Genomic DNA, 21476 nt, shown 5'->3' on the forward strand with positions numbered 1-21476 from the left:
TTCCTTCTGGTGAAGGTCGGCCAGCTCGTGCTCCAGCTCCACATGGTAGTGGGTCGTGCCCGAGATGTTCCGCGTGCCGCCCGATCCGGCCCCAGCCTCCTCGATGGCCTGATGCATCGCATCCAGCACCACCGGGTTCTGCCCCTGCCCCAGGTAGTCGTTCGAACACCAGACCGTGACTTGGTCCGAGTATCCATCCCCTCGCGTGCGGGTCGCCAGCGGGAAGGACCCGCGATGCCGCTTCAGGTCGATGAACTCCCGGTAGCGCCCCTCGGCGCGGACGCGGTCAAGGGCGGCATGGAAGGCCGGCGCGTAGTCCACCTGCCGGCCTAACGCTTGCGGGCGCGGAGGTCGGCAAGGGCGCCTCGAGCCCAGACGACGCCAAGGGCGAGCATGAAGGCGCCATAGCAGGCAAAGACCAAGGCGAGATACGGGGTCATCGGGAACATCGGAAACTCCAGCTTCGAGGCGGAAAAGACTGCGACGTGCGGCCAGGCGGAGCCTTGATCGGGATCAAGGCGTCAGAGCGCTTTGGAATGCCGCCCGCCGTCGGATTCGAAGTAGGTGTCGAAGGCCGCGCAGACCGACCGGACCACCAGACGTCCATAGCCCTCGACGCGCAGGATCCGTCCGTCGAAGCGGACCAGGCCGTCGCCGACGAAGGGCGCGAGCCTCGTCAGGGCGTCCGAGAGGTCGGACACCGAGCGGCCGTGACGGGCGCAGACGGCTTCCAGGTCGACGCTGAGGTCGCACATGAGGCGCTCGATGATCTCGCCCCGGAACAGGTCTTCGTCGGTGAGCGCGACGCCGCGCGCGACCGGAAGCCGCCCCGCGGCCACCGCGGCCCTCCAGGCCACCTCCGCGGTGATGTTCTGCACGAAGCCCTGAGGCAGGTGGCCGATCGCCGAGGCGCCGAGGCCCAGCAAGGTTCCGGCCGCGTCGGTCGTGTAGCCCTGGAAATTGCGGCGCAGGTCGCCCTCCTCCAGCGCCACGGCCATGGCGTCGTCGGACCGGGCGAAATGGTCCAGGCCGATGCGGACATAGCCTTCCTGCGTCAGCCGCTCCGCCGCCTCCTCGGCCTGGTCCAGCCGGGCGCCGGGCCAGGGCAGAGCACCCTCGTCGATCAACTGCTGATGCGCCTTCATCCAGGGGACGTGGGCGTAGCCGAACAGGGCGATGCGCTCGGGCCGCAGCGTGAGCACCGCGTCGATGGTGGCCAGGGTGTTGGCGGTCGTCTGATGGGGCAGGCCATACATGAGGTCGAGGTTGATCGAGCCCACGCCGGCCTCGCGCAGCCAGCCGACCGCCGCGGCGACCTGCTCGAAGGATTCCTCCCGATTGATCGCCGCCTGCACGGTGGGGTCCAGGTTCTGAACGCCGAGGCTGGCGCGGTTCAGGCCATGGCGCGCGGCGGCCTGCACCCAATCTCGGCTCAGGGAGGTGGGATCGAGCTCGGCGGCGACCTCGCGGTCCGGCGCAAGCGCGAAGGCCGCTTCCAGCCCCCCGAACAGCTGCGCCAGATCCTCCGGGCTCAGCATGTTGGGCGATCCGCCGCCGAAGTGGATGGTCCGCACCGGCAGCCGGCCCGGCAGGGCTTCGCGCAGCAGGGCCATCTCCTGCCGTAGCAGGGCCACGTACTCGCCGATCGGCTCGTGCCGGTTCACCGCGCGGGTGTTGCAGCCGCAATACCAGCAGAGCCGCGCGCAGAACGGAATGTGGAGATAGAGCGAAACGGCCTCGTCCGCCGGAAGGGCGGAGAGCCAGCCCCGATAGGCTGCCTCATCCACCTCCGGGGTGAACTGCAGCGCGGTCGGATAGCTGGTGTAGCGCGGCGCGCGGCCGTCGTACTTCGCGACAAGGTCGGCCAACTGGTAGGCCCTGGCGGTGGCGAGCGTGTGCAAGGTCATGCCGCCTGATCGCAAGGCGTCGCGCCCGGCGCCGTGATCCAGATCAAGACCCGCGCGAGATCAGGCGATCGGCCGGTCCTCGGGGTCCTCCACCAGGATGCGGGCGGCGTCGCCCGCCGGGTCCTCGTACTGCCCGGCCTTGAGGCTCCACCAGAAGGCGGCCACGGCCAGCAGGCCGAGCCCCAGCGAGAACGGCGCCAGGAACATCACGATATTCATCGGCGCAGTCCCGTCCGCAAGGCGTTGAGCGTGACGATCAGAGACGAGCCCGACATGGCGATCGCCGCGACGAACGGGTTGACCAAGCCGAGCATCGCCGCGGGGGCGGCGACGACATTGTAGAGCGCGGCGAAACCGAAGTTCTCCAGCGCCCGGCGGCGCGCGCTGCGGGCGACGTCGAAGGCCGCGACCACCGGCTCCAGCCGCTCGCCCGAGAAGACCAGGTCGGCCGCGTTCTGGCTGGCTTCGAGCGCGGAACCGGGCGCCATGGCGGCGTGGGCCTTGGCGAGCGCGGCCGCGTCGTTGAGGCCGTCGCCCACCATCAGCACGCGACGCCCTGCGGCCGCGAGTTCGTCCATGCGGGCAGCCTTGTCTTGCGGCGTGCAGCCGGCGCGCCAAGCGGCCACGCCCAGGGCTTCGGCCACGCGCCCGACCGCGCCGGGGACGTCTCCCGACAGGATTTCGACGGAGAGGCCGCGGGCGGCCAGCGCCTCCAGGGTCTCGAGCGCGTCGGGACGCAGCGAGTCGGCGAAGCGGAAGCGGATCTTGATATCTCCCTCGAAGCCGAACCACAGTTCCGTCTCCGAGCCGGCGCCGTCCACGCCCACAAAGGCGGCCCGTCCGAGGCGGGCTCGGCGACCGTCGATGGTCCCTTCCACGCCCTGACCGGCGTGCTCGGTCACCTCCGACGCCAGCGGGCCCGAGCCCGCCGCGTCGGCCAGCGCCCGCGCCAGGGGATGACGCGAGACGCGAGCGAGCGGCGCGGCCATGGCGAGGGTCCTGGGCATGGCGTCGACCAGGCGTGGCCGGCCTTCGGTCAGGACGCCGGTCTTGTCGAAGACGACGTGGTCGACCTCGGCCAGGCGTTCGAGCGCCGCGCCCGACTTGACCAGCACCCCGCGGCGGAACAGGCGGGCGGAGGCGGTGATCTGCACGGCCGGAACCGCGAGCCCGAGCGCGCAGGGACAGGTGACGATCAGCACGGCCACGGCGCGGATCAACGCCTCGCGCGGGCCAAGGCCGAGCGCCCAGCCCCCGGCGAAGGTGAGGAGCGCGACGGTATGGACCACCGGCACGTAGAGGCCGGCCGCCTTGTCGGCGAGTCGCACATAGCGCGACTTGGCCTGCGCCCCGGCCTCGACCAGCCGTGCGATGGCGGCCACCGCGGAGTCCTCCGACCGGGCGACGGCCACCAGTTGAAGCGTCCCGGAGAGGTTGAGGGCGCCGGCCCGGCAGTCGCCGCCGAGGCTGACCGCCACAGGAGCCGTCTCGCCGGTCAGCAGGCTGTTGTCGAGTTCCGAGGCGCCGGAAAGCACCCGACAGTCCACCGGAACCCGCTCGCCCGGCCGCAGCAGCAGGCGGTCGCCGGGCCGCACCTCGGCCACGGGCCTGGCGACCAGGGCGTCGTCGGGCCCCATGACGATGGCGCTCGGCGCCTGGAGGGCCAGCAGGTCCGCGGCGGCGCTGGAGGCGCGCGCGCGCAGGCGATGGTCCAGCCAGCGGCCGATGAGCAGCAGGAACAGAAGGGAGACCGCGGCGTCGAAATAGGCGTCGCGCCCGCCGAGGACCGTCTCCGAGAAGCTGATCGCCAGCGTCAGGAGCACGCCGATCGAGATCGGCACGTCCATGTTGGCGCGCCGCGCCTTCAACGACCGCCAGGCGGAGCGGAAGAACGGCAGGCCGGCGTAGAGGGCGCACGGCGCCCCCACGACGCCCGAGAACCACATCATCAGGGTGCGGGTCGCCGGACCCAGTTCCTGGCCGAACAGGCCAGCCCAGATCGGCACCGAGAACATCATCGTGTTCATGACGCCGAAGCCGGCGACGGCCAGGGCCAGGACGAGGCGCCGCCCTTCGCGGTCGTGGGCGTCCTGCGCCCGTCCCGGGTCGTAGGGCGTGGCGGGGTAGCCCAGCCGTTCGAGGGCCGCCACCACCGCGGCGGGGTCCTCGCCGCCTTTGCCGAACTCGACCGTGAGCCGCTTCTGGGTAAGGTTGAGCCGCGCCGAGGCGACACCCGGCAGGGCCAGAATCTCTCGCTCGATCTTCGACAGGCACCCTGCGCAGCGTGCGTCGGGCACCAGCAGATCGAGGCGGGCGCCGCCGTCGTCATGGCGGTTCAGGAAGGCGCCAAGGTCGGTCCGGGCGGCGTCGTAGATCACGGCCATGTCAGTCTCCGTTCGGCGACGAAGGACCCGCCGGTCGGCCCCTGGGCCTGCGTGGTAAGGTCCCAGGCTCCTGAAATCCTCCCGGTCGTGGCCACGTAGCGGCCCGGCTCCGCCTCGGCGAACCGCAGGGCGATGCGGCCGGCCTCGGTGGCCGGGCGTTCGAGGCGCCCGGTGATCGCCAGCCCTGACAGCGGCCGGCCCTGCTGGTCCCGGAACTCAAGGGCCACCTGCCCGGCCTCGGCTCCGGCGGTGGCGCTCCACCCGAGACGGTCCTGAGCCTCCAATTGAGCGATATGGCGATTGTAGAGCAGGCCGTCCTCGTAGGGCGTGACCGAGACCTGGCCGGGAAAGGTGCGGATCGCCATCACCATGAAGCTGGCGTCGACAGCGGCGACGATGGCGAAGAAGGCCGTGACGCCGGCCAGGACATGCCACCCCCGGACCTCGAAGGGGCGGCGGCCCGTCGTCGGCTGGATGCTCATGGCGGGGTCTCCACACCGGTGAGGAACGTTGTCTCCGTCGCCGCGGCGGCGTCGCCGGCGCGGATCGAGAAGGTGGCGGGCAGGCTGGCCGCGGCGACCGTCGGGTTGGCGGTGACGAAGACCCGCAGCGCACGGACCTCGTTGGCCGGAACCGTGGTGCGGACGACCGTTCCGGCCGCCTCGCCGGGGGTGCTGAGCCTGGCCCCGGGGACGCCGGTGACCGTCACCTCCACCGTATGCGGCGCGAAGGTGCGGTTGGCGATCTTCAGCGTGTAGCCGTTGCGCACCGAGCCGTCGTGCAGCCGCACGAAGGTCGGATTGCGGTCGCGCAGCGCGTGCAGGTCAAGCGGGGTCCGGTTGGCGAGGCCCCAGATCACCAGCGCCGAGACGCCCACGAGGGCCACGGTGTAGTAGATCGTGCGCGCACGGACGAACTTGTACGAGGCCGGCCGTCCCGCCCCGCGCTCGACCACCGCGAAGTCGGTGTCGTAGGCGATCAGCGCCCGCGGCCGGCCGACCCGGTCCATGATCTCGTCGCAGGCGTCGATGCACAGGCCGCAGTTGATGCACTCCAGCTGCGGGCCGTCGCGGATGTCGATGCCCATCGGGCAGGCGACCACGCAGGCGTTGCAGTCGATGCAATCGCCTCGACCCTCCCACGTCTGGCCCTTCTTGTGGGGGCCGCGCGTCTCGCCGCGGTCGCGCCGATAGGTCACCTGCAGCGAGTGATCATCCAGCATGGCGCCCTGGATGCGCGGCCAGGGGCACATGTAGGTGCAGACCTGCTCGCGCATGTGGCCGGCGAAGACGTAGGTCGTGGCCGTCAGCAGGGCGCAGGAAATATAGGAGGTGACCGGCGCCCGGCCGGTCCAGAACTCGCCCAGCAGCGTGGGCGCGTCGCGGAAATAGAAGATCCAGGCGCCGCCGGTGCCGAACGCCACCGCCAGCCAGACCGCGTGCTTGCCGCCCTTGCGCCAGAGTTTGTCGAACGACCACGGCGCCGCGGCCAGGCGCATGCGCGCGTTGCGGTCGCCTTCGAAGGCGCGCTCGACATAGATGAAAAGATCGGTCCAGACCGTCTGCGGGCAGGCGTAGCCGCACCACAGCCGGCCGAACAGCGCCGTCACCAGGAACAGAGCCAGGGCCGCCATCACCAGCAGCCCGGTGACGAAATGGATCTCCTGCGGCCAGAGTTGGATGCCGAAGAAGTAGAAGCGCCGGCCGAAGAAATCGACCAGCACCGCCTGGTCCGGCAACGCCCCCGGGCGCTCCCAACGGATCCACGGGGTCACATAGTAGACGGTGAGCGTCAGGATCAGCAGCGCCCACTTGATCCGCCGCCACTTGCCGTGGACCAGCTTCGGATAGATCGGAACCCGCGGCTTATAGAGCTCGCCCTTGTCCCGGGCCTTCTGACGCACCTTCTCTGCCGCCGACTGTGGGCCAGGCCCCTCCGGCGGCGGAGATTTGGAGACCGTGTCGATGACGGTGGTCATCGACCGACGGCCCCGGCTGCGACCCCCGCCGCGGCCTTCGCCGGCGCGACCGGCTCCGCCACGCCGCCGGCGTTCGCGTGGACATAGACCGCGAGCGCCTTCACCGTTTCCGGCGAGAAGCGGGCCTCCCAGGTCGGCATCACGCCGTTGCGGCCGTTCCAGATCTGGTCGCGGATGGCGACCCGGTCGGAGCCATAGAGCCACTCCTGATCGGTCAGGTTCGGGACGCCCTGAGCCACGTCGCCGGTTCCCGCCGGCCCATGGCAGGCGGTGCATTGGTCGGCGAACGTCTGGCGCGCGCGGCCGACGGCGGCGGCGTCCGCCTTGCGGCCAGAGAGCGCGACCACGTACTCGGTGAGGTCGTCGACCTGCGCGTCGCTCAGCATCTGGTCCCGACCGAAGGACGGCATGACCTTCTCGCCGCGCGCCTGGGCGTGGCCCGAGCGGACCCCGACCTGGATGGTGTGCCGGATCTCATCCAGCGAACCGCCCCACAGCCAGACATCGTCGCGCAGGTTGGGATACCCCTTGCCGCCCGCGCCACCGGCGCCGTGGCAGGTGGCGCAATTGTCGCCGAACACAGAGGCGCCCACCTGCATGGCATATCCCTGCAATTCGGGGTCAGCCTCGATCTGCTGCAGGCTCGCAGCGCGCAGCCGGCTCTCGCCTGCATGGCGCTGGGCGGCCAGACCCTTCAGCTCCTGCGCCACCTGGGCGCGGTCCGACTGGCCCAGGACGCCGCGGGTGTAGCCGGTGATCCCCGGCCACGCCGGCATCAGCACCCAGTAGACCACCGCCGCGGCGATGCAGCCGTACCAGGTCCAAAGCCACCAGCGGGGCAGCGGGGTGTCGAGTTCCTTGATTCCGTCCCACTCGTGGCCGGTGGTCTCGGTTCCGGTGTGGTCGTCGCGTTCGCGCTCAGACATGGGGCGCCTCGTCATCTTCAAGCGGGAGGTGGGCGAGGCGCTGGAACGCCTGCTTGTGGCGCGGCCAGAGCGCGTAGATCAGGCCACCCAGGAACATCAGGCCGAAGAACACCGTACCGCCCTGCTGGGCGAAGCGGGCCACGGTCTCGTAGGTGAGGCCGCTCATCGCAGGTTCTCCGGGGCTTCGGCCTTGTAGCTGCGGAAATCGACCATGGTCCCCAGCACCTGGAGATAGGCGATCAGCGCATCCATCTCGGTCAACCGCTGGGGATTGCCGTCGTAGTCGCGCTGCTGGACCTTGGCGCCGTAACGCTTCTTGAGGTCCGAGGCCTCGCCGGCGAACGGATCGACCTGCTGTTGAAGGTCGGCCTTGGCGTTGGCGATCTCGGCCTTCGAATAGGGCACGCCCACCGTCGTCAGGGTGGCCAGCCGCTGCTCGATGGCGCGATAGTCCAGGTCGGTATCGGCCAGGAACTTGTAGGGCGGCATGTTGGATTCCGGCACCACCGAGCGCGGATCGGCCAGATGCTGGACATGCCAGCTGTCCGAGTACTTGCCGCCCACGCGGGCCAGGTCCGGCCCGGTGCGCTTGGACCCCCACTGGAATGGGTGGTCGTACATGCTCTCGGCGGCCAGGCTGTAGTGCCCGTAGCGCTCCACCTCGTCGCGGAGCGGGCGGATCATCTGCGAGTGGCAGCCGTAGCACCCCTCACGGATGTAGATGTCGCGGCCGGCCTGCTCGAGCGGCGTGTAGGGGCGAACCCCGTCCACCTTCTCGATGGTGCTCTCCAGATAGAAGAGCGGGCTGATCTCGACGAGGCCGCCGATCGACACCACGATGATGATGCCGATCAGCAGGACGAGCGAATGCCGCTCGAATTTGGCGTGTGCTTTCCACATGTCGGGCGCTCTTACTCGGCCGCCATCAGGGCGGGCGTGGGCAACTCAGCCGGGCTGGGCGCCGCTTGGGCGCTGGGCAGCCGGATGGTGCGCCACAGGTTGTAGGCCATGATCAGCGCGCCCGAGAGGTACATGAGCCCCCCAACCGTGCGGATCACGTTCTCGATGTGCTTGGCCGCGACGGTCTCGACGAAGGCGTTCGCGAGGTAGCCCTGCGGCGTGTACTCGCGCCACATCAGGCCCTCCATGATGCCGGAGACCCACATCGCGGCGATGTAGAGAAGGATGCCGGTGGTCGCGAGCCAGAAGTGCCACTCGACCAGCTGGTTCGAGTAGAGCCGCTCCTTTTTCCACAGCCACGGGACCATGCAGTAGAGAGCGCCGAAGCTGATGAAGCCAACCCAGCCCAGGGCGCCGGAATGCACGTGACCGATGGTCCAGTCGGTGTAGTGGCTGAGCGCGTTGACCGCGCGGATCGACATCAGCGGGCCTTCGAAGGTGGACATACCGTAGAAGGCGATGGCCACCACCATCATCCGCACCACCGGATCGGTGCGCAGCTTGTCCCAGGCGCCCGAGAGCGTCATCAGGCCGTTGATCATCCCGCCCCACGACGGCATCCACAGCATGATCGAGAAGGTCATCCCCAGCGTCTGCGCCCACTGCGGCAGCGCCGTGTAGTGGAGGTGGTGCGGACCCGCCCAGATGTAGATGAAGATCAGCGACCAGAAGTGGACGATGGACAGCCGGTAGGAATAGACCGGCCGCTCCACGCGCTTGGGCACGAAGTAGTACATCATGCCGAGGAAGCCGGCGGTCAGGAAGAAGCCGACCGCGTTGTGGCCGTACCACCACTGCACCAGGGCGTCCTGGACGCCGGAGAAGGCGGAATAGCTCTTGGTCTCCAGCAGGCCGATCGGCACGGCGGCGTTATTGATCAGGTGCAGGATCGCGATCGTGACGATGAAGGCCAGGTAGAACCAGTTGGCCACATAGATGTGCGGCTCCTTGCGCTTCCAGATCGTGCCCAGGAAGACCAGCAGGTAGGCGACCCAGACGATGGTCAGCCAAAGATCCACGTACCACTCGGGCTCGGCGTACTCGCGGCTCTGGGTGATGCCGGCCAGGTAGCCGGTGGCCGCCAGGACGATGAACAGCTGGTAGCCCCATAACACGAACCAGGGCCACACGCCGCCCGCCAGGCGCGCCCGGCAGGTGCGCTGAACCACATAGAAGGACGTGGCGATCAGGGCGTTGCCGCCGAAGGCGAAGATCACCGCCGACGTGTGCAGGGGCCGCAGCCGGCCGAAGTTCAGCCAGGGCAGCTCCGGGAAGTAGAAGATCCGCGGCCAGCTGAGCTGGGACGCGGCCAGGGCGCCGGCGGCGAGGCCGGCGACCGCCCAGAACATCGTGGCGATGACCCCGGCCCGGATCACGCCGTCCGCATAGCGGGTCGGGTCCGACCTGAGGCGATCCGATCCGATCAGCACGCTCATCACGCAGACGGCGACGACGAGCGCGCCGGTCAGGATATAGCCGTGGAACCGGAACAGCGGATCGTGGGTGAAGGCCGTGGCGAGCAGCGCCAGGAACGCGCTCAGCCCGGTGAACATATAGAGCGCGGTGACGTCGAGCGGCGTCCCGTCGCGAGATGATGTGGCTACCGTCATGAATCCCCAGTCCCTTGAGAGACGCGGGCCTTCATGGCGCTACCGACCCGACCCAGCCTTGATTTCGCTCAAGGCCGGCTGCGGCGCAGACGCCATATTGCGGTGTCCGAGGAGATCGACCATGCGCTGGCCGCCGACCCCCATCCAATCGCGCGTCGAGCGTCTGACCATCGGTCTCCTCGGCGCTACCCTCATGGCGTCCGCGGCGCTCTCGGCCGATCTGGCCCGGGACCATATGGCGCTGCGCGGGGTTGTGTGCGGCGTCGCCCAGGTTCCGCATTGCGGCTGGTGCTACGCTGCGGTCGCGTTCGCCCTGGCCGGTCTGGCGGCGTGGGTCGCGGCCCTCTCCCCGGCGCGGATCGCGACCTGAAGCGGTCGCCGATCAGCCGTCCAGGAGACCGAACGCCTTCAATCCGTCGGGCAGCAGGCTGGCGACATGGTTGGCGTGCCGAAGCGAAGGCAGGCGGGCGGCGGTCGAACGCTCCGGCCCCCATTCGGGAAACCCGTCCAGACCGATCCGCAGGAAACGCAGTTGATAGTCGCCGTCGCCGGGAATGCGCGCCACGAGGGCGGACATCTTGTCGCATTTTGCGTTGGCCATCGTGCGATTCCGCGTTTCTTCCCAGGCTCGATCTCACAGCCTCCGCACGGAAGCCGCCATTCCGGACCGTCCCCTAAGGGTCGCTACTTAGGCTGACGGACAGCTTGCTCGACGTCGAGAATGGGCCCTCGCGCCCCGGCCGATTGTACGTCGCAGGCGGCCTGAGAACTTCGAAATCTCAGTTTGCTCCAGATCAAAGCCACGCTTGGCCGGGACTGACAAACCCCCCTCAAGCGGCCGCAGCCGCATCTAGAAGGGGATATCCAATGACTATCAAATTCGGAGCCGTCGTCCTGGTCGCCGCGCTGGCCGCCGCTGGCGTCGCCCAGGCGCAGGACTTCCAACCCAAGGCGAAGGGCGATATCGTCCTGAACGTCCGGATCACGGACGTCGCGCCCACGGGAAGCGACCCGATCACCACGCTGGCGGGCGCCTCGACCGGGCTTCGCGCCAAGGCGAGCTACGACGTCATGCCGACGCTTGGCATCGCCTATTTCCTGACCGACCACGTGGCCGTGGACCTCACGTTGGGGACGACGAACCACACCGTCCGCGCCAAGGGGCCGGCCACCGACATCAAGGTGAAGGAGACCTGGGTCCTGCCCCCGGTCGTGGCGCTGCAGTATCATTTCGCGCCCGGGGCGCGCGTGAGCCCTTACGTCGGCGCGGGCGTGAACTACATGCTGTTCTACTCGGGTTCGGACAAGAACGGCTTCAACCTGAAGATCGACGACGGCTTCGGCGCGGCCTTGCAGGCCGGCGTCGATATCGCCACGCACGACCGCTGGACCGTGAACCTGGACGCCAAGAAGATCTTCTTCGAGACCGACGCCGTGGACCGGACCAACGGGCTGAAGTCCAAGGTCACCCTCAACCCGTGGGTCCTTTCGGCCGGCGTCGGCTACCGCTTCTAACGACCTGACGGGCCGCGGCCCTTCTTCAATCGCGGTCGCGTGCGCGGCCGCGATTGGACGGCAAGGGCCGCCCCGAGCGACGCGGCGGACGGGTGGCATGACCCGGCTTCCGTACCAGCCCCTAGGGGCCGCTCCGAACTGTCGGGTCCAGCGACCCGCCCCTAGCCTCATCTCATGTCATCACCGTCCTTCCTCGTGGCCATCGCGGCCCTCGCGCTCGCGGGGGCGACCTCGGCTCAAGCGCATCAGCCATGCACGGCCGCTTCGCCTGCGGCCGGCGCCGTGGTCCATGGCCCGGTTCTGCATGTCTTCGATGGCGAGACCTTGTGCGTCGCGCTCGGCGCCACGCCCGACCGCTGGCTCCCCATCCGCCTGACGCGGGAAGGATCGAAGGAATCGTCCCAAGAGCCCTCGTCTTCGCGAGGGGCCTTGATGGCCGTGGCCTTTGGTCAGGATGTCACCTGCAGGGTCACCCAGGTCGTCGCCGAGGCGACCATCGGCGTCTGCGAGCGCGGCGGTCGTTCGCTGGCTCGGCGAGCCCGCGATTCCGACGCCATCCTGGCCGGACGCGCGTGGCGGTGAGGCGGGGCGTACGCGCCGGCGCCGGCGCCGGCTGGAGGTCGCGCGTCAGAGCCGGATGGGCCGCGCGCAACGGGCGCAGCGAGCCGCCGCCACGGGGGATCCATGCCGAGCCCGAGGGCTTCGGGCGAATCCGCTTCGAGGGCGACGACGGCGATCTGACCCGGTTCCTCGGCGAGCCTCCCGCGCTAAACCCCGACGCGCCAGGTCTCGGGTTGAAGGTGCTCGCCCTTTCCGGCGGCGGCGCCGGCGGGGCCTTCGGGGCGGGGGCGCTGGTCGGCCTGAGTCGCGCGGGCGCCCGCCCCGCGTTCGACACCGTCACCGGCGTCAGCACAGGCGCGCTCATCGCGCCCTTCGCGGTCCTCGGATCCGACTGGGATCCGCGCCTGGAGGCCGCCTTCACGGATGGATACGCCGAGGAGGTGTTCGCCCTCACCTCGGCTCGGCCCTGGCCCAGCCTCTACCCGGGTGAACGGCTCGCCGCCCTCGTCGCGCACCACATCGACGACGAGGTGCTCGCGGCGGTGGCCACGGTCCACCGGGCCGGCCGCCGACTGTTCGTGGCCACCGCCAACCTGGACGCCCAGTCGACCTCGATCTGGGACATGGGCGCGATCGCCGACACCGGCGGGAAGCGCGCGCTCGAGCTGTTCAGGAGCGTGCTGGTCGCCTCCGCCAGCCTTCCCGGAATCTTCCCGCCCGTCATGCTGGATGTCGAAAGCGAGGGGCGGAGCTACCAGGAGATGCACGTCGACGGAGGCGCGATCATGCCACTGTTCGTCGTGCCCGAAGCCCTGCTTTCGCACCATGCGCAAGGGTGGCGCGACGCCGAGGTTGAGATCTTCGCGCTGGTGAACACGCCGTTGGAACCGACCTCGTGGCTCACCCCGATGCATGCCGTGCCGATCCTCGTGCGCAGCTTCGAGCTGATGCTGCGTTCGTCCTATCGGAGCGCCCTCCGCTCGGTCGCGGCGTTCTGCGAGATCAACGGCTTCGCCCTTCGGGTCGCCAGCCTGCCGCCCCAGGCCGCGGGCGCGAGCCTGCTCCGCTTCGACCGCGCCACGATGACCAAGCTGTTCGCCGAGGGCTTCGCGGTCGGCGAAAGCCAACGCCTCTGGTCCGCTCCTACCTGAAGCCATCGCAAGCGGCGGCCCTGTGGCCCCGTTGATCCTGCGCAAGGCGTGTCCCGCCGTTCGGCCTAGCGTTCGAACCATCTACGGAGGAGACGACGATGAACCGCCTCAAAGGCAAGGTCGCAGTGATCACCGGCGCAGCGCTCGGCCTGGGCCGGGCCACAGCCCTCCGCATGGCCGAGGAAGGCGCCACCATCGCCCTGACCGACGTCCTCGCCGCCGAGCTGGGCGAGTTCGCCGACGAGCTCACGGGCAAGGGCTTCACGGCCTGCGGCTGGCCGCTCGACGTCTCGAAGGAAGCCGACGTCGAGCGCGTGCTGGGCCAGGTCGCCCAGCGGTTCGGGCGCATCGACATTCTGGTGAACAACGCCGGCGTGGCCGGCGTCAGCAAGCCGACGGACCAGATCACCGAAGCGGAGTGGGACTTCGTCCAGGGGATCAACGTCAAGGGCGTGTTCTTCTGCACCAAGCACGCGATCCCGCACCTGCGCCGCGCCGGCGGCGGCAGCATCATCAACCTGAGTTCGATCTACGGCCTGGTCGGCGCGGCCGACGTGCCGCCCTACCATGCCTCCAAGGGCGCGGTGCGCCTGATGACCAAGACCGACGCCCTGATCTACGCGGGCGAGCGGATCCGGGTGAATTCCATCCACCCCGGCTTCATCTGGACGCCGATGGTCGAGGGCTTCATCCAGGACCAGGGCGACGAGGCCGCCGCAAGGGTGGGGCTCGACGCGCTGCATCCGCTCGGCCACCTCGGCGAGCCCGACGACATCGCCTGGGGCTGCGTCTACCTGGCTTCGGACGAGGCCAAGTTCGTCACCGGCGCCGAGCTGGTGATCGACGGCGGCTACACGGCCCGCTGAGGCGCCGGCGATGCTCCCTCTCAGCATCCCGGCCCTGCTTCGCGCGCTTCTGATCTGGTTGATGATCATCGCGGTCGAGAGCGCACAGGGCGCCATGCGACACCTGCTGGTCAGCCCGGAAGCGGACTTCATGGTCCGCCAGGCGTCGGTGTTCATCGGCGCGCTGGTGATTTTCGCCATCACCTGGGTCTGCCTGCGCTGGATGCGGCTTCGCACGGCCGGCGAGGCCTTGGGCGTGGGCGGCCTCTGGGTCGCCCTGACCCTGCTGTTCGAGATTGGCGTCGGCCGCCTCCTGGGGCTGGGTTGGGACCGAATCCTCGCCGACTACGATCTGTTGCATGGGGGGCTGATGCCGCTCGGCCTGCTGGCCATGGCGCTGACCCCCTGGGCGGCGCGCAGCCTGCAGGCACGCCGTTCGCGCCACCCAGACTGACCGCCGTTCCGGAGACCGCCATGAAACACGCCGTCATCCTCGCCCACCCCGCGCGCAAGAGCCTAAACGCGGCGATCGCCCGGACCTACGCCGAGGCCGTCAGGCAGCTCGGGCACGAGGTCGTCGCGCGCGACCTCTACGCCATGCGCTTCGACCCCTGCCTCAAGGCCAGCGAGATCCCCGGCCCCAAGGCGCCGGTGTTCCGGCCGGATGTCCTGCGCGAGCGCGAGGGTCTGGCCGACGTGGACGTCTTCGCCCTGGTCTATCCCCTGTGGTTCAACGCCCCGCCCGCCATCCTCAAGGGCTACATCGACCGCGTCTTCGGGATGGGCTTCGGCTTCGTCCCGGCCTTCGGCGGCACGGAGCCCAACCTGAAGGGCCGTCAGCTGATCAGCTTCAGCACCTCCGGCGCGCCGGACTCCTGGATGCGGGACACCGGCGCGCTCAGCGGCCTGATGAGCCTGTTCGACGCCCACCTCGGCGGGACATGCGGCCTCAAGGTCGTCGACCACAACCATTTCGGGGGAATGGTGTCCGGGATCACCGAGGAGGCCTTCGCAGAGGTCATGACCAAGGTGCGGACCTCCGCCACGGCGCACTTCCGGGCGCACCCGCCCCGCGCGGCCTGACGCCAGGCGGCCCGCGGCCCTCAGCCTCCGCCCGTCCTCGGCCGGCCGGCGCGCCATCGCGCCGGTCTGCTTCACGCCATCCTCAACAAAATGCCGCCCCAACCGATGGGGCTGGGGCGGCCAGAGGCCAGTCCGGGAGCGGGGGAGCTATTGGGACTGGATTTCAATACTCTGCTCGCGGCGGCGGCGCGGCGCTTTGTGCGATGTCAAACGCGCACCGAGAAACTGTTCGCCGTCCTCCCTCCGCTCACGCCCCCTCGGCGCCAGGTAGTCGCGGCCCGGCGGTTCGGGCCAGCGCCCAAACAGGAAGCGGCCCACCGCCGCCGCGGCGGCGGCGAAGAAGCTCACCGTCTCGGTCACGCCGAACCAGGCGCGGCGGGCCCTTACGAGGAACCGCGGCCACGGGTGACGCCGAAGGGATCCGGCGGGGATCGGGGGCTCAGACATGCCGTCTAGCCTGCCGGGTTGCGCGATCCACGCCTTGACCTTGCGCAATCGTCACCTTCGGCAGGGCGGCCGCGAGCTTGCGGTCCCATCCATAGATGTCCGGCCGGAAGCTCAGCCGGCCGTCGGCCTCGGCCCGCACCGTCCAGTGGACCACGTAGAGGGGGACCCGGCGCTGAAGATTGATCCGGCGTGTCACGCCCGCCGCGATGGCCTCGTCCAGGCTCGCCGGCGCCCAGGCCTGGGGCGCGAGCAGCGCGAGCGCCAGGTCGCGCGGCTGTTCCAGCCGCATGCAGCCATGACTGAACGCACGCACCGGCTGGACGAACAGCCCCTTGCCCGGCGTGTCATGCAGATAGACGCCGAAGCGGCTGGTCACGTCGAACTTGATCACCCCAAGCGAATTTTTCGGTCCCGGCCGCTGCTGGAGATGGCCGTCCACCCAGCGGATGCCCATGCTGGCCAGCAGTCCCGGCCGGCGGGCCTCGGCGGGCAGCAGCTCGTTCGCCGCGATCGACGCCGGCACGTTCCACGGGGGGTTGAGGATCACCGCATCGACGCTGGAGGCGAACATCGGCGTCGGGTGCTTCGGGCTGCCGACGATCACGCGCATCCGCAGGGCCGGCGAGTCGGCCTTGTAGAGGGTCGCCTCCTGGGCGCCGGTGTCGACTTCCAGTCGGTCGCCCGGCGGCGATCGTGGCATCCATCGCCAGCGCTCGAGATTGGCGTCGATCTGCGCCAGGCGTTCGGCCGCCGAGACGTTGAGCGCGCCGCGGGTCGCGGGCCCCAGCACGCCATCGACGCCCAGGGCGTGTCGCGCCTGGAACTCGCGCAGGGCGTCCTCGAGCTCCGTGCCGAACAGCATCGGATCGGACGACGCCGCGCCATAGCCCTCGGCGGCCAAGCGGCTCCTCAAGGCGGAGACGACGTCGCCGCGGTCCCCGACCCTGAGGCTCGGCCCGTTCGGCACGCTCGGCCAACCGCCGACCGCGGCGGTCATGGCGTAGCGTTCCCGCGCCTCGGACAGAGCGCGATAGGCCGGGGCGGTGGGCGCGAACGACGCCAGCCACGGGGCCAGCCGCCCGGCGGCGCGGGCAGCCGCGAGTTCAGCCGCCAGGTCGCGCGTCGGCGGCTCGATCGTCCAGCGTGAATCGATCCGCGAGGGGCGGACGCGTTGTCCGCCCTCGGTGCGGGCGTAGCTCAGGGCGCGCGCCGTCAGGGCGGCGTCGTCGAGGCTGAACACCGCGTCGCCAAGCCCGAGCGCCCCGCCAAGCGCCGAACGCTCGGCGCCGGTCAATGGCGCCGTGGCGACGGCCGCGGGGGCCGTGGTGACGGCCGCGGGGGCCGCGGCTGCGGGACCGCTCAGCAGCACCAGCGCCATCGCCAGCGAGCCCGCCCGGCGGTTCGCGCGGGGCGTCCGGAGCAGCTGGGGGTCGGGTTGCGGGCGAAGGGGTGGCGGCGGGCGCCGCGCTGCGAGGTCTGGCACAGGCGCCTCCTTGCTGCACCTTGACCCGCAGGCTCCGCGAGCGCCGTGATCCAGATCAACCAGGCCGGCTTGCGCCCGATCAAGGCGACGAGTGGCGGAACGCCCACAAGGTCGCGCCATGACCACGCGTAATTTCGAAGCCCTGTTCGCGCCCAAGCGCATCGCCCTGATCGGCGCCAGCGACCGGCCGGGGTCGGTCGGCGAGGTGCTGGCGGCGAACCTGCTGGCCGGTGGCTTTTCCGGAGAACTCCTGTTCGTCAATCCGAAGGGCCGGCCTGTCCACGGCCGCACCGTGTTCCCCTCGATCGCGGCTCTTCCCGCCGTCCCCGACCTGGCGGTGATCGCCACGCCGGCCCCGGCAGTGGCCGGAGCCATCGCCGAACTGGGCGGCCGCGGCTGCCGCGCCGCGGTGGTGATCAGCGCCGGGTTCGAAGGCGACGACCCCGAGAGCGCCGCCCGCCGCCAGGCGCTGCTGGACGCGGCCAAGCCGCACCTGCTGCGGGTCATCGGACCCAATTGTCTGGGGCTGCTGTCGCCGCGCCATGGCGTCAACGCCAGCTTCGCGCGAAACACTCCGCCGGCCGGGGCGATCGCCCTGGTGGCCCAGTCCGGGGCGGTCGCCGCCGCCGCGCTCGACTGGGCCCCGGCCCACGGCCTGGGCTTCAGCCACGTGGTCACCCTGGGGGATTCCCTGGACGTGGACGTCGGCGACATGCTCGATTTCCTCGGGCGCGATCCGGCGACGCGGGCGATCCTGCTCTACGTCGAGAGCCTGCGCGACGCGCGGAAGTTCATGAGCGCCGCCCGCTACGCCGCGCGCGCCAAGCCGGTCATCCTGCTCAAGGGCGGCCGGAGCCGCGCCGGCGCAAAGGCCGCCTTCTCCCACACCCGCGCCCTGGCCGGCGCCGACGACGTCTACGCCGCCGCCTTCCGCCGCGCCGGCGTGCTGCAGGTGGATGGGCTGGACGACTTCCTGGACGCGGCCCTGGTGTTCGCCCACGGGCGCCCGAAGACGCCCGGCAGCCTCGCCATCCTGACCAACGGCGGCGGCGCCGGCGTCCTGGCGGTCGACGCCCTCGAACGGGTCGGCGGCCAGCTCACCGTCCTGTCGGCCGCGACCCAGGAGACGCTCCGCGCGCTCTCACCCGCGCACAGCACCTGCGCCAATCCCGTGGACATCCTCGGCGACGCCCCGCCCGACCTCTACGCCCGCAGCCTCGCCGCCCTGCTCGCTGCGCCCGAGGTCGACGCGGTGCTGGTGATCAACTGCCCCACGGCGGTGGCCGACAGCGGCCTCGCCGCCGACGCCGTGATCGCCGCCCGCGCGGCCGACGCCGCCCACAAGCCCGTGCTGGCCGCCTGGCTCGGCGAGCCCAGCGTCGCCGCCGGCCGCGCCAGGCTCGCCGCCGCCGGCGTCGCCACCTACCCGACCGCCGAGGCTGCCGTGCGCGCCTTTTCCCGCCTGGCCGAGGCCCAGCGCCTGCACGACCAGCTCCTGGAAGCCCCCGACGGGGCGGAGGAGACGCTGGACGCCGGCCGGGCGCGCGAGATTGTCCGGCGGGCCCTGGCAGAGGGCCGGGCGGCGCTCGACCCCATCGAAGTCCAGGGCGTCCTGCGGGCCTATGGCGTCTCGACGCCGGACCTGCGCCTCGCCGCGACGCCCGAGGCGGCGGGCGAGGCCGCGATGGCCGTGGCCCCCCATGGTCCGGTCGCGCTGAAGATCCAGTCGCCGGACATCAGCCATAAGTCCGATGTCGGCGGCGTCCAGCTCGGCCTGACGGGCGGGATTGCGACCGCCCGCGCCGCGGAGGCCATGCTCTCGCGGCTGAAGGTCGCCCGCCCCGACGCGCGCCTCGACGGCTTCTTGGTGCAGCCGATGGTTTCGCGACCAAGGGCGCAGGAGGTCCTAGCGGGACTGGTGCGCGACCCGACCTTCGGGCCCGTCATCGTCGTGGGCCATGGCGGGGTTTCGGTGGAGGTCGTGGCCGACCGCGCCCTCGGCCTGCCGCCGCTCAACGTCGCCCTGGCGCGGGACATGATCGCCCGGACCCGGGTGGCCCGGCTGCTCGCGGGCTACCGCGACCGCCCGCCGGCCGACCTGGACGCCCTGGCCGCGGTCCTGGTGGCCCTCGGACGCTTGGCCGTCGACCTGCCGGAGGTCGCCGAACTCGACCTCAATCCGGTGCTCTGCGACGACGAGGGAGCCCTGGCGATCGACGCCCGGATCGCGGTGCGGGCGCCGGACCTCGCGACAGCGCGGCCGGCCATCCTCCCCTATCCGGCGCATCTGACCCGCACCGTCGAGGTCGCGGGCGAGCCCCTCACGCTGCGGCCGATACGCCCCTCCGACGCCGCGCGGCTGGTGCAGATGGTGGACGCCTGCACGCCGGAAGACGTCCGACTGCGGTTCAGCGGCGGCATGCTCCATCTCGACCGGGATTTGGCGACCCGGCTCAGCCAGATCGACTACGACCGCCACATGGCGCTGGTGGCCGAGACCGCGGCGGGGGATTTGGTGGGGGTCGGCCGGCTGGTGGAGGATCCGGAAGGCGAGACCGCGGAGTTCGCGCTGATGGTGCGCAGTGACCGCCAGCATCACGGACTGGGAGGCCTTCTGCTGCAGGCGGTGCTGGACTACGCGTCGGGGCGCGGGCTGCGGGAAGTCTGGGGCCAGGTGGCGCGGGAGAACAGGCCCATGCTCGACCTCTCCCACGCCCTGGGGTTCACCGCCCAGGCTGACGACGCCGACATGTCGAGGGTCTGCGTCACCCGGCCCGTCGGACCTGCGGCGAGCTAGCGACGAGCTAGCGGCCGGCGCTCAGGTCAGTGCGGGCGACGAACGACCGGCTCGGCCTCGCGCGGCAGGCCGTAGGCGCGCTGGTTGGCCGGCAGGCGGCTGGCCGCGCGGATCGCGTCGCGCATCGAGGCGAAGGCGGTCGCGACCTTGGGGTCCGCGACCCACACGACGTCACCGGCCGACTTGAGGAGCAGGTAGCTCTCCGCGTGCGAGGCGACGTCGGTCCTGGCGACCACGGCGGGGTGGGCGGCTGGGGCTGCGAAGGCGAGCATGGCGATCTCCCGTGTTGTGCTCGAGAGCTAACCTCGCCGTTCCGAACGCCGCTATTCGGGGGCCGCACCTAGGTAGCGGTACGGAGCCAACGGCCACCGCCGCCGGCGGGTTGATCGAGGTCAAGGCGCCTGCCCGGCGGCGGCGCACCCTGAGCGGCGAGCCGGAGATTCGCCATGACCGCGACACCGCCTAACCCCGAGTTCGACCTCGCTCGCCTCGATGCGGCGTCGCGCGCAGCCGTCGGGCTCTGGACCCAGGCCTGGGGCGGACTCGACAGCTATGCGCTGGCCCGGGAGTCCATGGACGCCTGGGCTTGCGCCTGGACCGCCTGGACCGACTACCTCGGCCGACTGGCGACAAGCGCCGGACCGCTCGCCCTGATGGACGCCGGCACGCGGCTGATGACGGACAACCTGGAGATCTGCAGCCGCGCCGCCGCGACGCGGCTGGCCGCCGGCGGCGTGGCCACCCCCCTCCTGAACGACGCCTGACGCCGATGCTGGCCGACGCCCCGGAGCCGCGGCGCGACCCGAACGCCATGGAGGTGACTGTGACCTGCGCCGCTTCGACGCCCTTCCCCGAGACCATGCCGCCGCAGCCCGACGGCCGCGACACGGTGATCCGGGAGATGGACCACCGGATCAAGAACCATCTCCAGTTGCTCGCGGCCTACGCGCGGGTGGCCAGCAAGCGGCGCGGGTTGACGGTCGGAGAGCTGGCCGAAGACATGGCCGACAAGCTTGCGGCGATCGCGGGGGCGCACGACGCCCTGCACCGCGCAGGCGGGCGGGGCTTCGGCCTCGCGCGTCCGTTCCTGGAGACTCTCGTCGCCGCGTTCACGGGTTCCCGGCATCGCATCTACGTCGATTGCGATCCCGCGCTGCAACTCCCCGCCGCCGAACTCGCCCCGATCGGGATGATCGTCAGCGAGGCGATCTCCAACGCCCTGAAGCACGCGTTCCCGGTTGGCGGTGACGGTCGGATCTGGGTCCGTCTGACGCAGGAAGCGGGCCGCGTGAAACTGACCGTACGCGACGATGGGGTCGGCATGACCGATCTGCCCGGCGAACGGATCAGCGGCCGCGGCCTCATCGACACCCTGGCTCGCCAGCTGGGCGGCTACGCCCGCCTGGGCAGCGCGCCCTTCGGCGGCGCCCTGGTCTCGGTAATCTATCCGCGCATCGCGGCCGGTTGACCTCGCGCCGGGCGCGCGCCCGGGCGACCGCGCTAGCGGACGCGGGTGACGACCCAGCCGCCGTCGCGGGACTCGGCCCACCAGTCGCGTTCGGGGGCGTGCTTGCGCGCCGCCGAATAGTCGATCCGCTTCTGCGTGACGACGCAGGAGCGACCCAGGGCCAGGTTCAGCAGACGCTCCGTCACAGGTCCGTAGGTCTTGGGCATGGGTTCGGCTGGTCCTTTCTCCAGGGAAGGCGCCGCGGACGCTACTGCATCGTGGGGATGACGAAGGCGGAGTCCTCGACGGCGCCTTCGGGCCAGCGGGCGGTGATGGTCTTGGTCTTGGTGTAGAAGCGGACGCCCTCCATGCCGTGCTGGTT

The 21476-nt window shown here is 70.7% G+C and carries 26 protein-coding genes; 10 read left to right on the top strand and 16 right to left on the bottom strand.

Translation table 11 applies throughout. The annotated features are described in order from the left end of the window. From EPO51_RS04700 to ccoN, 10 genes are all read right to left on the bottom strand, one after another. The coding region (locus EPO51_RS04700; RefSeq protein ID WP_293346548.1) for an aminotransferase class I/II-fold pyridoxal phosphate-dependent enzyme at positions 1–321 on the bottom strand (321 nt) is incomplete at its 3' end. Positions 322–521: 200 nt separating this feature from the next. Then, on the bottom strand, positions 522–1907 hold the full coding sequence (hemN, locus tag EPO51_RS04705) for an oxygen-independent coproporphyrinogen III oxidase (RefSeq protein ID WP_293346551.1): 1386 nt from the start codon (positions 1905–1907) through the stop codon (positions 522–524). A gap of 60 nt (positions 1908–1967) precedes the next feature. Continuing rightward, positions 1968–2126 (bottom strand): cbb3-type cytochrome oxidase assembly protein CcoS, encoded by a 159-nt coding sequence (gene ccoS / locus EPO51_RS04710; RefSeq protein ID WP_293346554.1) that lies wholly within the window; start codon positions 2124–2126, stop codon positions 1968–1970. Beyond that, positions 2123–4291 carry a heavy metal translocating P-type ATPase gene (locus EPO51_RS04715; protein ID WP_293346557.1) on the bottom strand — a complete coding sequence of 723 codons (2169 nt, stop codon included), beginning with the start codon at positions 4289–4291 and terminating at the stop codon, positions 2123–2125. The genes ccoS and EPO51_RS04715 overlap by 4 nt, the downstream gene beginning before the upstream one ends. Continuing rightward, positions 4282–4773, bottom strand: a complete 492-nt coding sequence (locus EPO51_RS04720; protein ID WP_293346560.1) for a FixH family protein — start codon at positions 4771–4773, stop codon at positions 4282–4284. Before EPO51_RS04720 ends, EPO51_RS04715 begins: the two co-directional genes overlap by 10 nt. Beyond that, positions 4770–6269: a cytochrome c oxidase accessory protein CcoG gene (ccoG, locus tag EPO51_RS04725; protein WP_293346563.1), complete on the bottom strand. Its 1500-nt coding sequence runs from the start codon at positions 6267–6269 to the stop codon at positions 4770–4772. The genes EPO51_RS04720 and ccoG overlap by 4 nt, the downstream gene beginning before the upstream one ends. Continuing rightward, complete coding sequence (gene ccoP, locus EPO51_RS04730; RefSeq protein WP_293346565.1) at positions 6266–7195, bottom strand: cytochrome-c oxidase, cbb3-type subunit III; 930 nt, start codon at positions 7193–7195, stop codon at positions 6266–6268. The genes ccoG and ccoP overlap by 4 nt, the downstream gene beginning before the upstream one ends. After that, positions 7188–7361 carry a cbb3-type cytochrome c oxidase subunit 3 gene (locus tag EPO51_RS04735; protein WP_293346567.1) on the bottom strand — a complete coding sequence of 58 codons (174 nt, stop codon included), beginning with the start codon at positions 7359–7361 and terminating at the stop codon, positions 7188–7190. Before EPO51_RS04735 ends, ccoP begins: the two co-directional genes overlap by 8 nt. Further along, a complete protein-coding gene (ccoO, locus tag EPO51_RS04740; RefSeq protein ID WP_293346569.1) occupies positions 7358–8095 on the bottom strand; it encodes a cytochrome-c oxidase, cbb3-type subunit II in 738 nt (245 codons plus the stop codon). Before ccoO ends, EPO51_RS04735 begins: the two co-directional genes overlap by 4 nt. Positions 8096–8106: 11 nt before the next feature. After that, on the bottom strand, positions 8107–9591 hold the full coding sequence (gene ccoN / locus EPO51_RS04745) for a cytochrome-c oxidase, cbb3-type subunit I (RefSeq protein ID WP_465246588.1): 1485 nt from the start codon (positions 9589–9591) through the stop codon (positions 8107–8109). Positions 9592–9886: 295 nt separating this feature from the next. On the opposite strand from ccoN, the gene EPO51_RS04750 reads away from it, so the two are divergent. Then, complete coding sequence (locus tag EPO51_RS04750) at positions 9887–10135, top strand: hypothetical protein (protein ID WP_293346571.1); 249 nt, start codon at positions 9887–9889, stop codon at positions 10133–10135. 12 nt (positions 10136–10147) lie between these two features. Here the strand turns inward: EPO51_RS04750 and EPO51_RS04755 are convergent, their stop codons facing one another. After that, positions 10148–10366, bottom strand: coding sequence for a hypothetical protein (locus EPO51_RS04755; protein WP_293346573.1), 219 nt, complete (start codon positions 10364–10366; stop codon positions 10148–10150). 266 nt (positions 10367–10632) lie between these two features. On the opposite strand from EPO51_RS04755, the gene EPO51_RS04760 reads away from it, so the two are divergent. From EPO51_RS04760 to EPO51_RS04785, 6 genes are all read left to right on the top strand, one after another. Next, the gene (locus EPO51_RS04760; protein ID WP_293346575.1) at positions 10633–11280 is read left to right on the top strand and encodes an OmpW/AlkL family protein; all 648 of its coding nucleotides are present in this window, start codon (positions 10633–10635) and stop codon (positions 11278–11280) included. A gap of 432 nt (positions 11281–11712) precedes the next feature. After that, positions 11713–11862, top strand: a complete 150-nt coding sequence (locus EPO51_RS04765) for a hypothetical protein (RefSeq protein WP_293346577.1) — start codon at positions 11713–11715, stop codon at positions 11860–11862. Next, positions 11853–12992 carry a patatin-like phospholipase family protein gene (locus EPO51_RS04770; protein ID WP_293346579.1) on the top strand — a complete coding sequence of 380 codons (1140 nt, stop codon included), beginning with the start codon at positions 11853–11855 and terminating at the stop codon, positions 12990–12992. Before EPO51_RS04765 ends, EPO51_RS04770 begins: the two co-directional genes overlap by 10 nt. Before the next feature lie 98 nt (positions 12993–13090). Beyond that, positions 13091–13858 carry an SDR family NAD(P)-dependent oxidoreductase gene (locus tag EPO51_RS04775; RefSeq protein ID WP_293346581.1) on the top strand — a complete coding sequence of 256 codons (768 nt, stop codon included), beginning with the start codon at positions 13091–13093 and terminating at the stop codon, positions 13856–13858. Between the two features lie 10 nt (positions 13859–13868). Then, positions 13869–14291, top strand: a complete 423-nt coding sequence (locus EPO51_RS04780; RefSeq protein WP_293346583.1) for a hypothetical protein — start codon at positions 13869–13871, stop codon at positions 14289–14291. Between the two features lie 20 nt (positions 14292–14311). After that, the gene (locus tag EPO51_RS04785; RefSeq protein ID WP_293346585.1) at positions 14312–14920 is read left to right on the top strand and encodes an NAD(P)H-dependent oxidoreductase; all 609 of its coding nucleotides are present in this window, start codon (positions 14312–14314) and stop codon (positions 14918–14920) included. Between the two features lie 147 nt (positions 14921–15067). Here EPO51_RS04785 and EPO51_RS04790 read toward each other — a convergent pair whose 3' ends face one another. Then, positions 15068–15280, bottom strand: coding sequence for a hypothetical protein (locus EPO51_RS04790; RefSeq protein ID WP_293346588.1), 213 nt, complete (start codon positions 15278–15280; stop codon positions 15068–15070). Between the two features lie 79 nt (positions 15281–15359). After that, entirely contained in the window at positions 15360–16850 is a 1491-nt protein-coding gene (locus tag EPO51_RS04795) for a L,D-transpeptidase family protein (RefSeq protein ID WP_293346591.1), read from the bottom strand. Between the two features lie 118 nt (positions 16851–16968). On the opposite strand from EPO51_RS04795, the gene EPO51_RS04800 reads away from it, so the two are divergent. After that, positions 16969–19647, top strand: coding sequence for a bifunctional acetate--CoA ligase family protein/GNAT family N-acetyltransferase (locus tag EPO51_RS04800; RefSeq protein ID WP_293346594.1), 2679 nt, complete (start codon positions 16969–16971; stop codon positions 19645–19647). 26 nt (positions 19648–19673) lie between these two features. On the opposite strand, the gene EPO51_RS04805 is transcribed toward EPO51_RS04800, so the two are convergent. Beyond that, on the bottom strand, positions 19674–19919 hold the full coding sequence (locus EPO51_RS04805) for a hypothetical protein (protein ID WP_293346597.1): 246 nt from the start codon (positions 19917–19919) through the stop codon (positions 19674–19676). A gap of 174 nt (positions 19920–20093) precedes the next feature. On the opposite strand from EPO51_RS04805, the gene EPO51_RS04810 reads away from it, so the two are divergent. Together EPO51_RS04810 and EPO51_RS04815 are read left to right on the top strand one after the other, a co-directional pair. Then, positions 20094–20411, top strand: coding sequence for a hypothetical protein (locus EPO51_RS04810; protein ID WP_293346600.1), 318 nt, complete (start codon positions 20094–20096; stop codon positions 20409–20411). A gap of 5 nt (positions 20412–20416) precedes the next feature. Beyond that, positions 20417–21115 carry a sensor histidine kinase gene (locus EPO51_RS04815; RefSeq protein ID WP_293346603.1) on the top strand — a complete coding sequence of 233 codons (699 nt, stop codon included), beginning with the start codon at positions 20417–20419 and terminating at the stop codon, positions 21113–21115. A gap of 32 nt (positions 21116–21147) precedes the next feature. Here the strand turns inward: EPO51_RS04815 and EPO51_RS04820 are convergent, their stop codons facing one another. Together EPO51_RS04820 and EPO51_RS04825 are read right to left on the bottom strand one after the other, a co-directional pair. Beyond that, the gene (locus tag EPO51_RS04820) at positions 21148–21321 is read right to left on the bottom strand and encodes a hypothetical protein (protein WP_293346606.1); all 174 of its coding nucleotides are present in this window, start codon (positions 21319–21321) and stop codon (positions 21148–21150) included. A 41-nt stretch (positions 21322–21362) separates the two neighbouring features. Further along, on the bottom strand, positions 21363–21476 hold a 114-nt coding region (locus tag EPO51_RS04825; protein WP_293346612.1), incomplete at its 5' end, for a hypothetical protein.

The sequence above is a fragment of the Phenylobacterium sp. genome, assembly GCF_004297125.1.
In the GTDB taxonomy this organism is placed as follows: Bacteria; Pseudomonadota; Alphaproteobacteria; order Caulobacterales; family Caulobacteraceae; genus Phenylobacterium.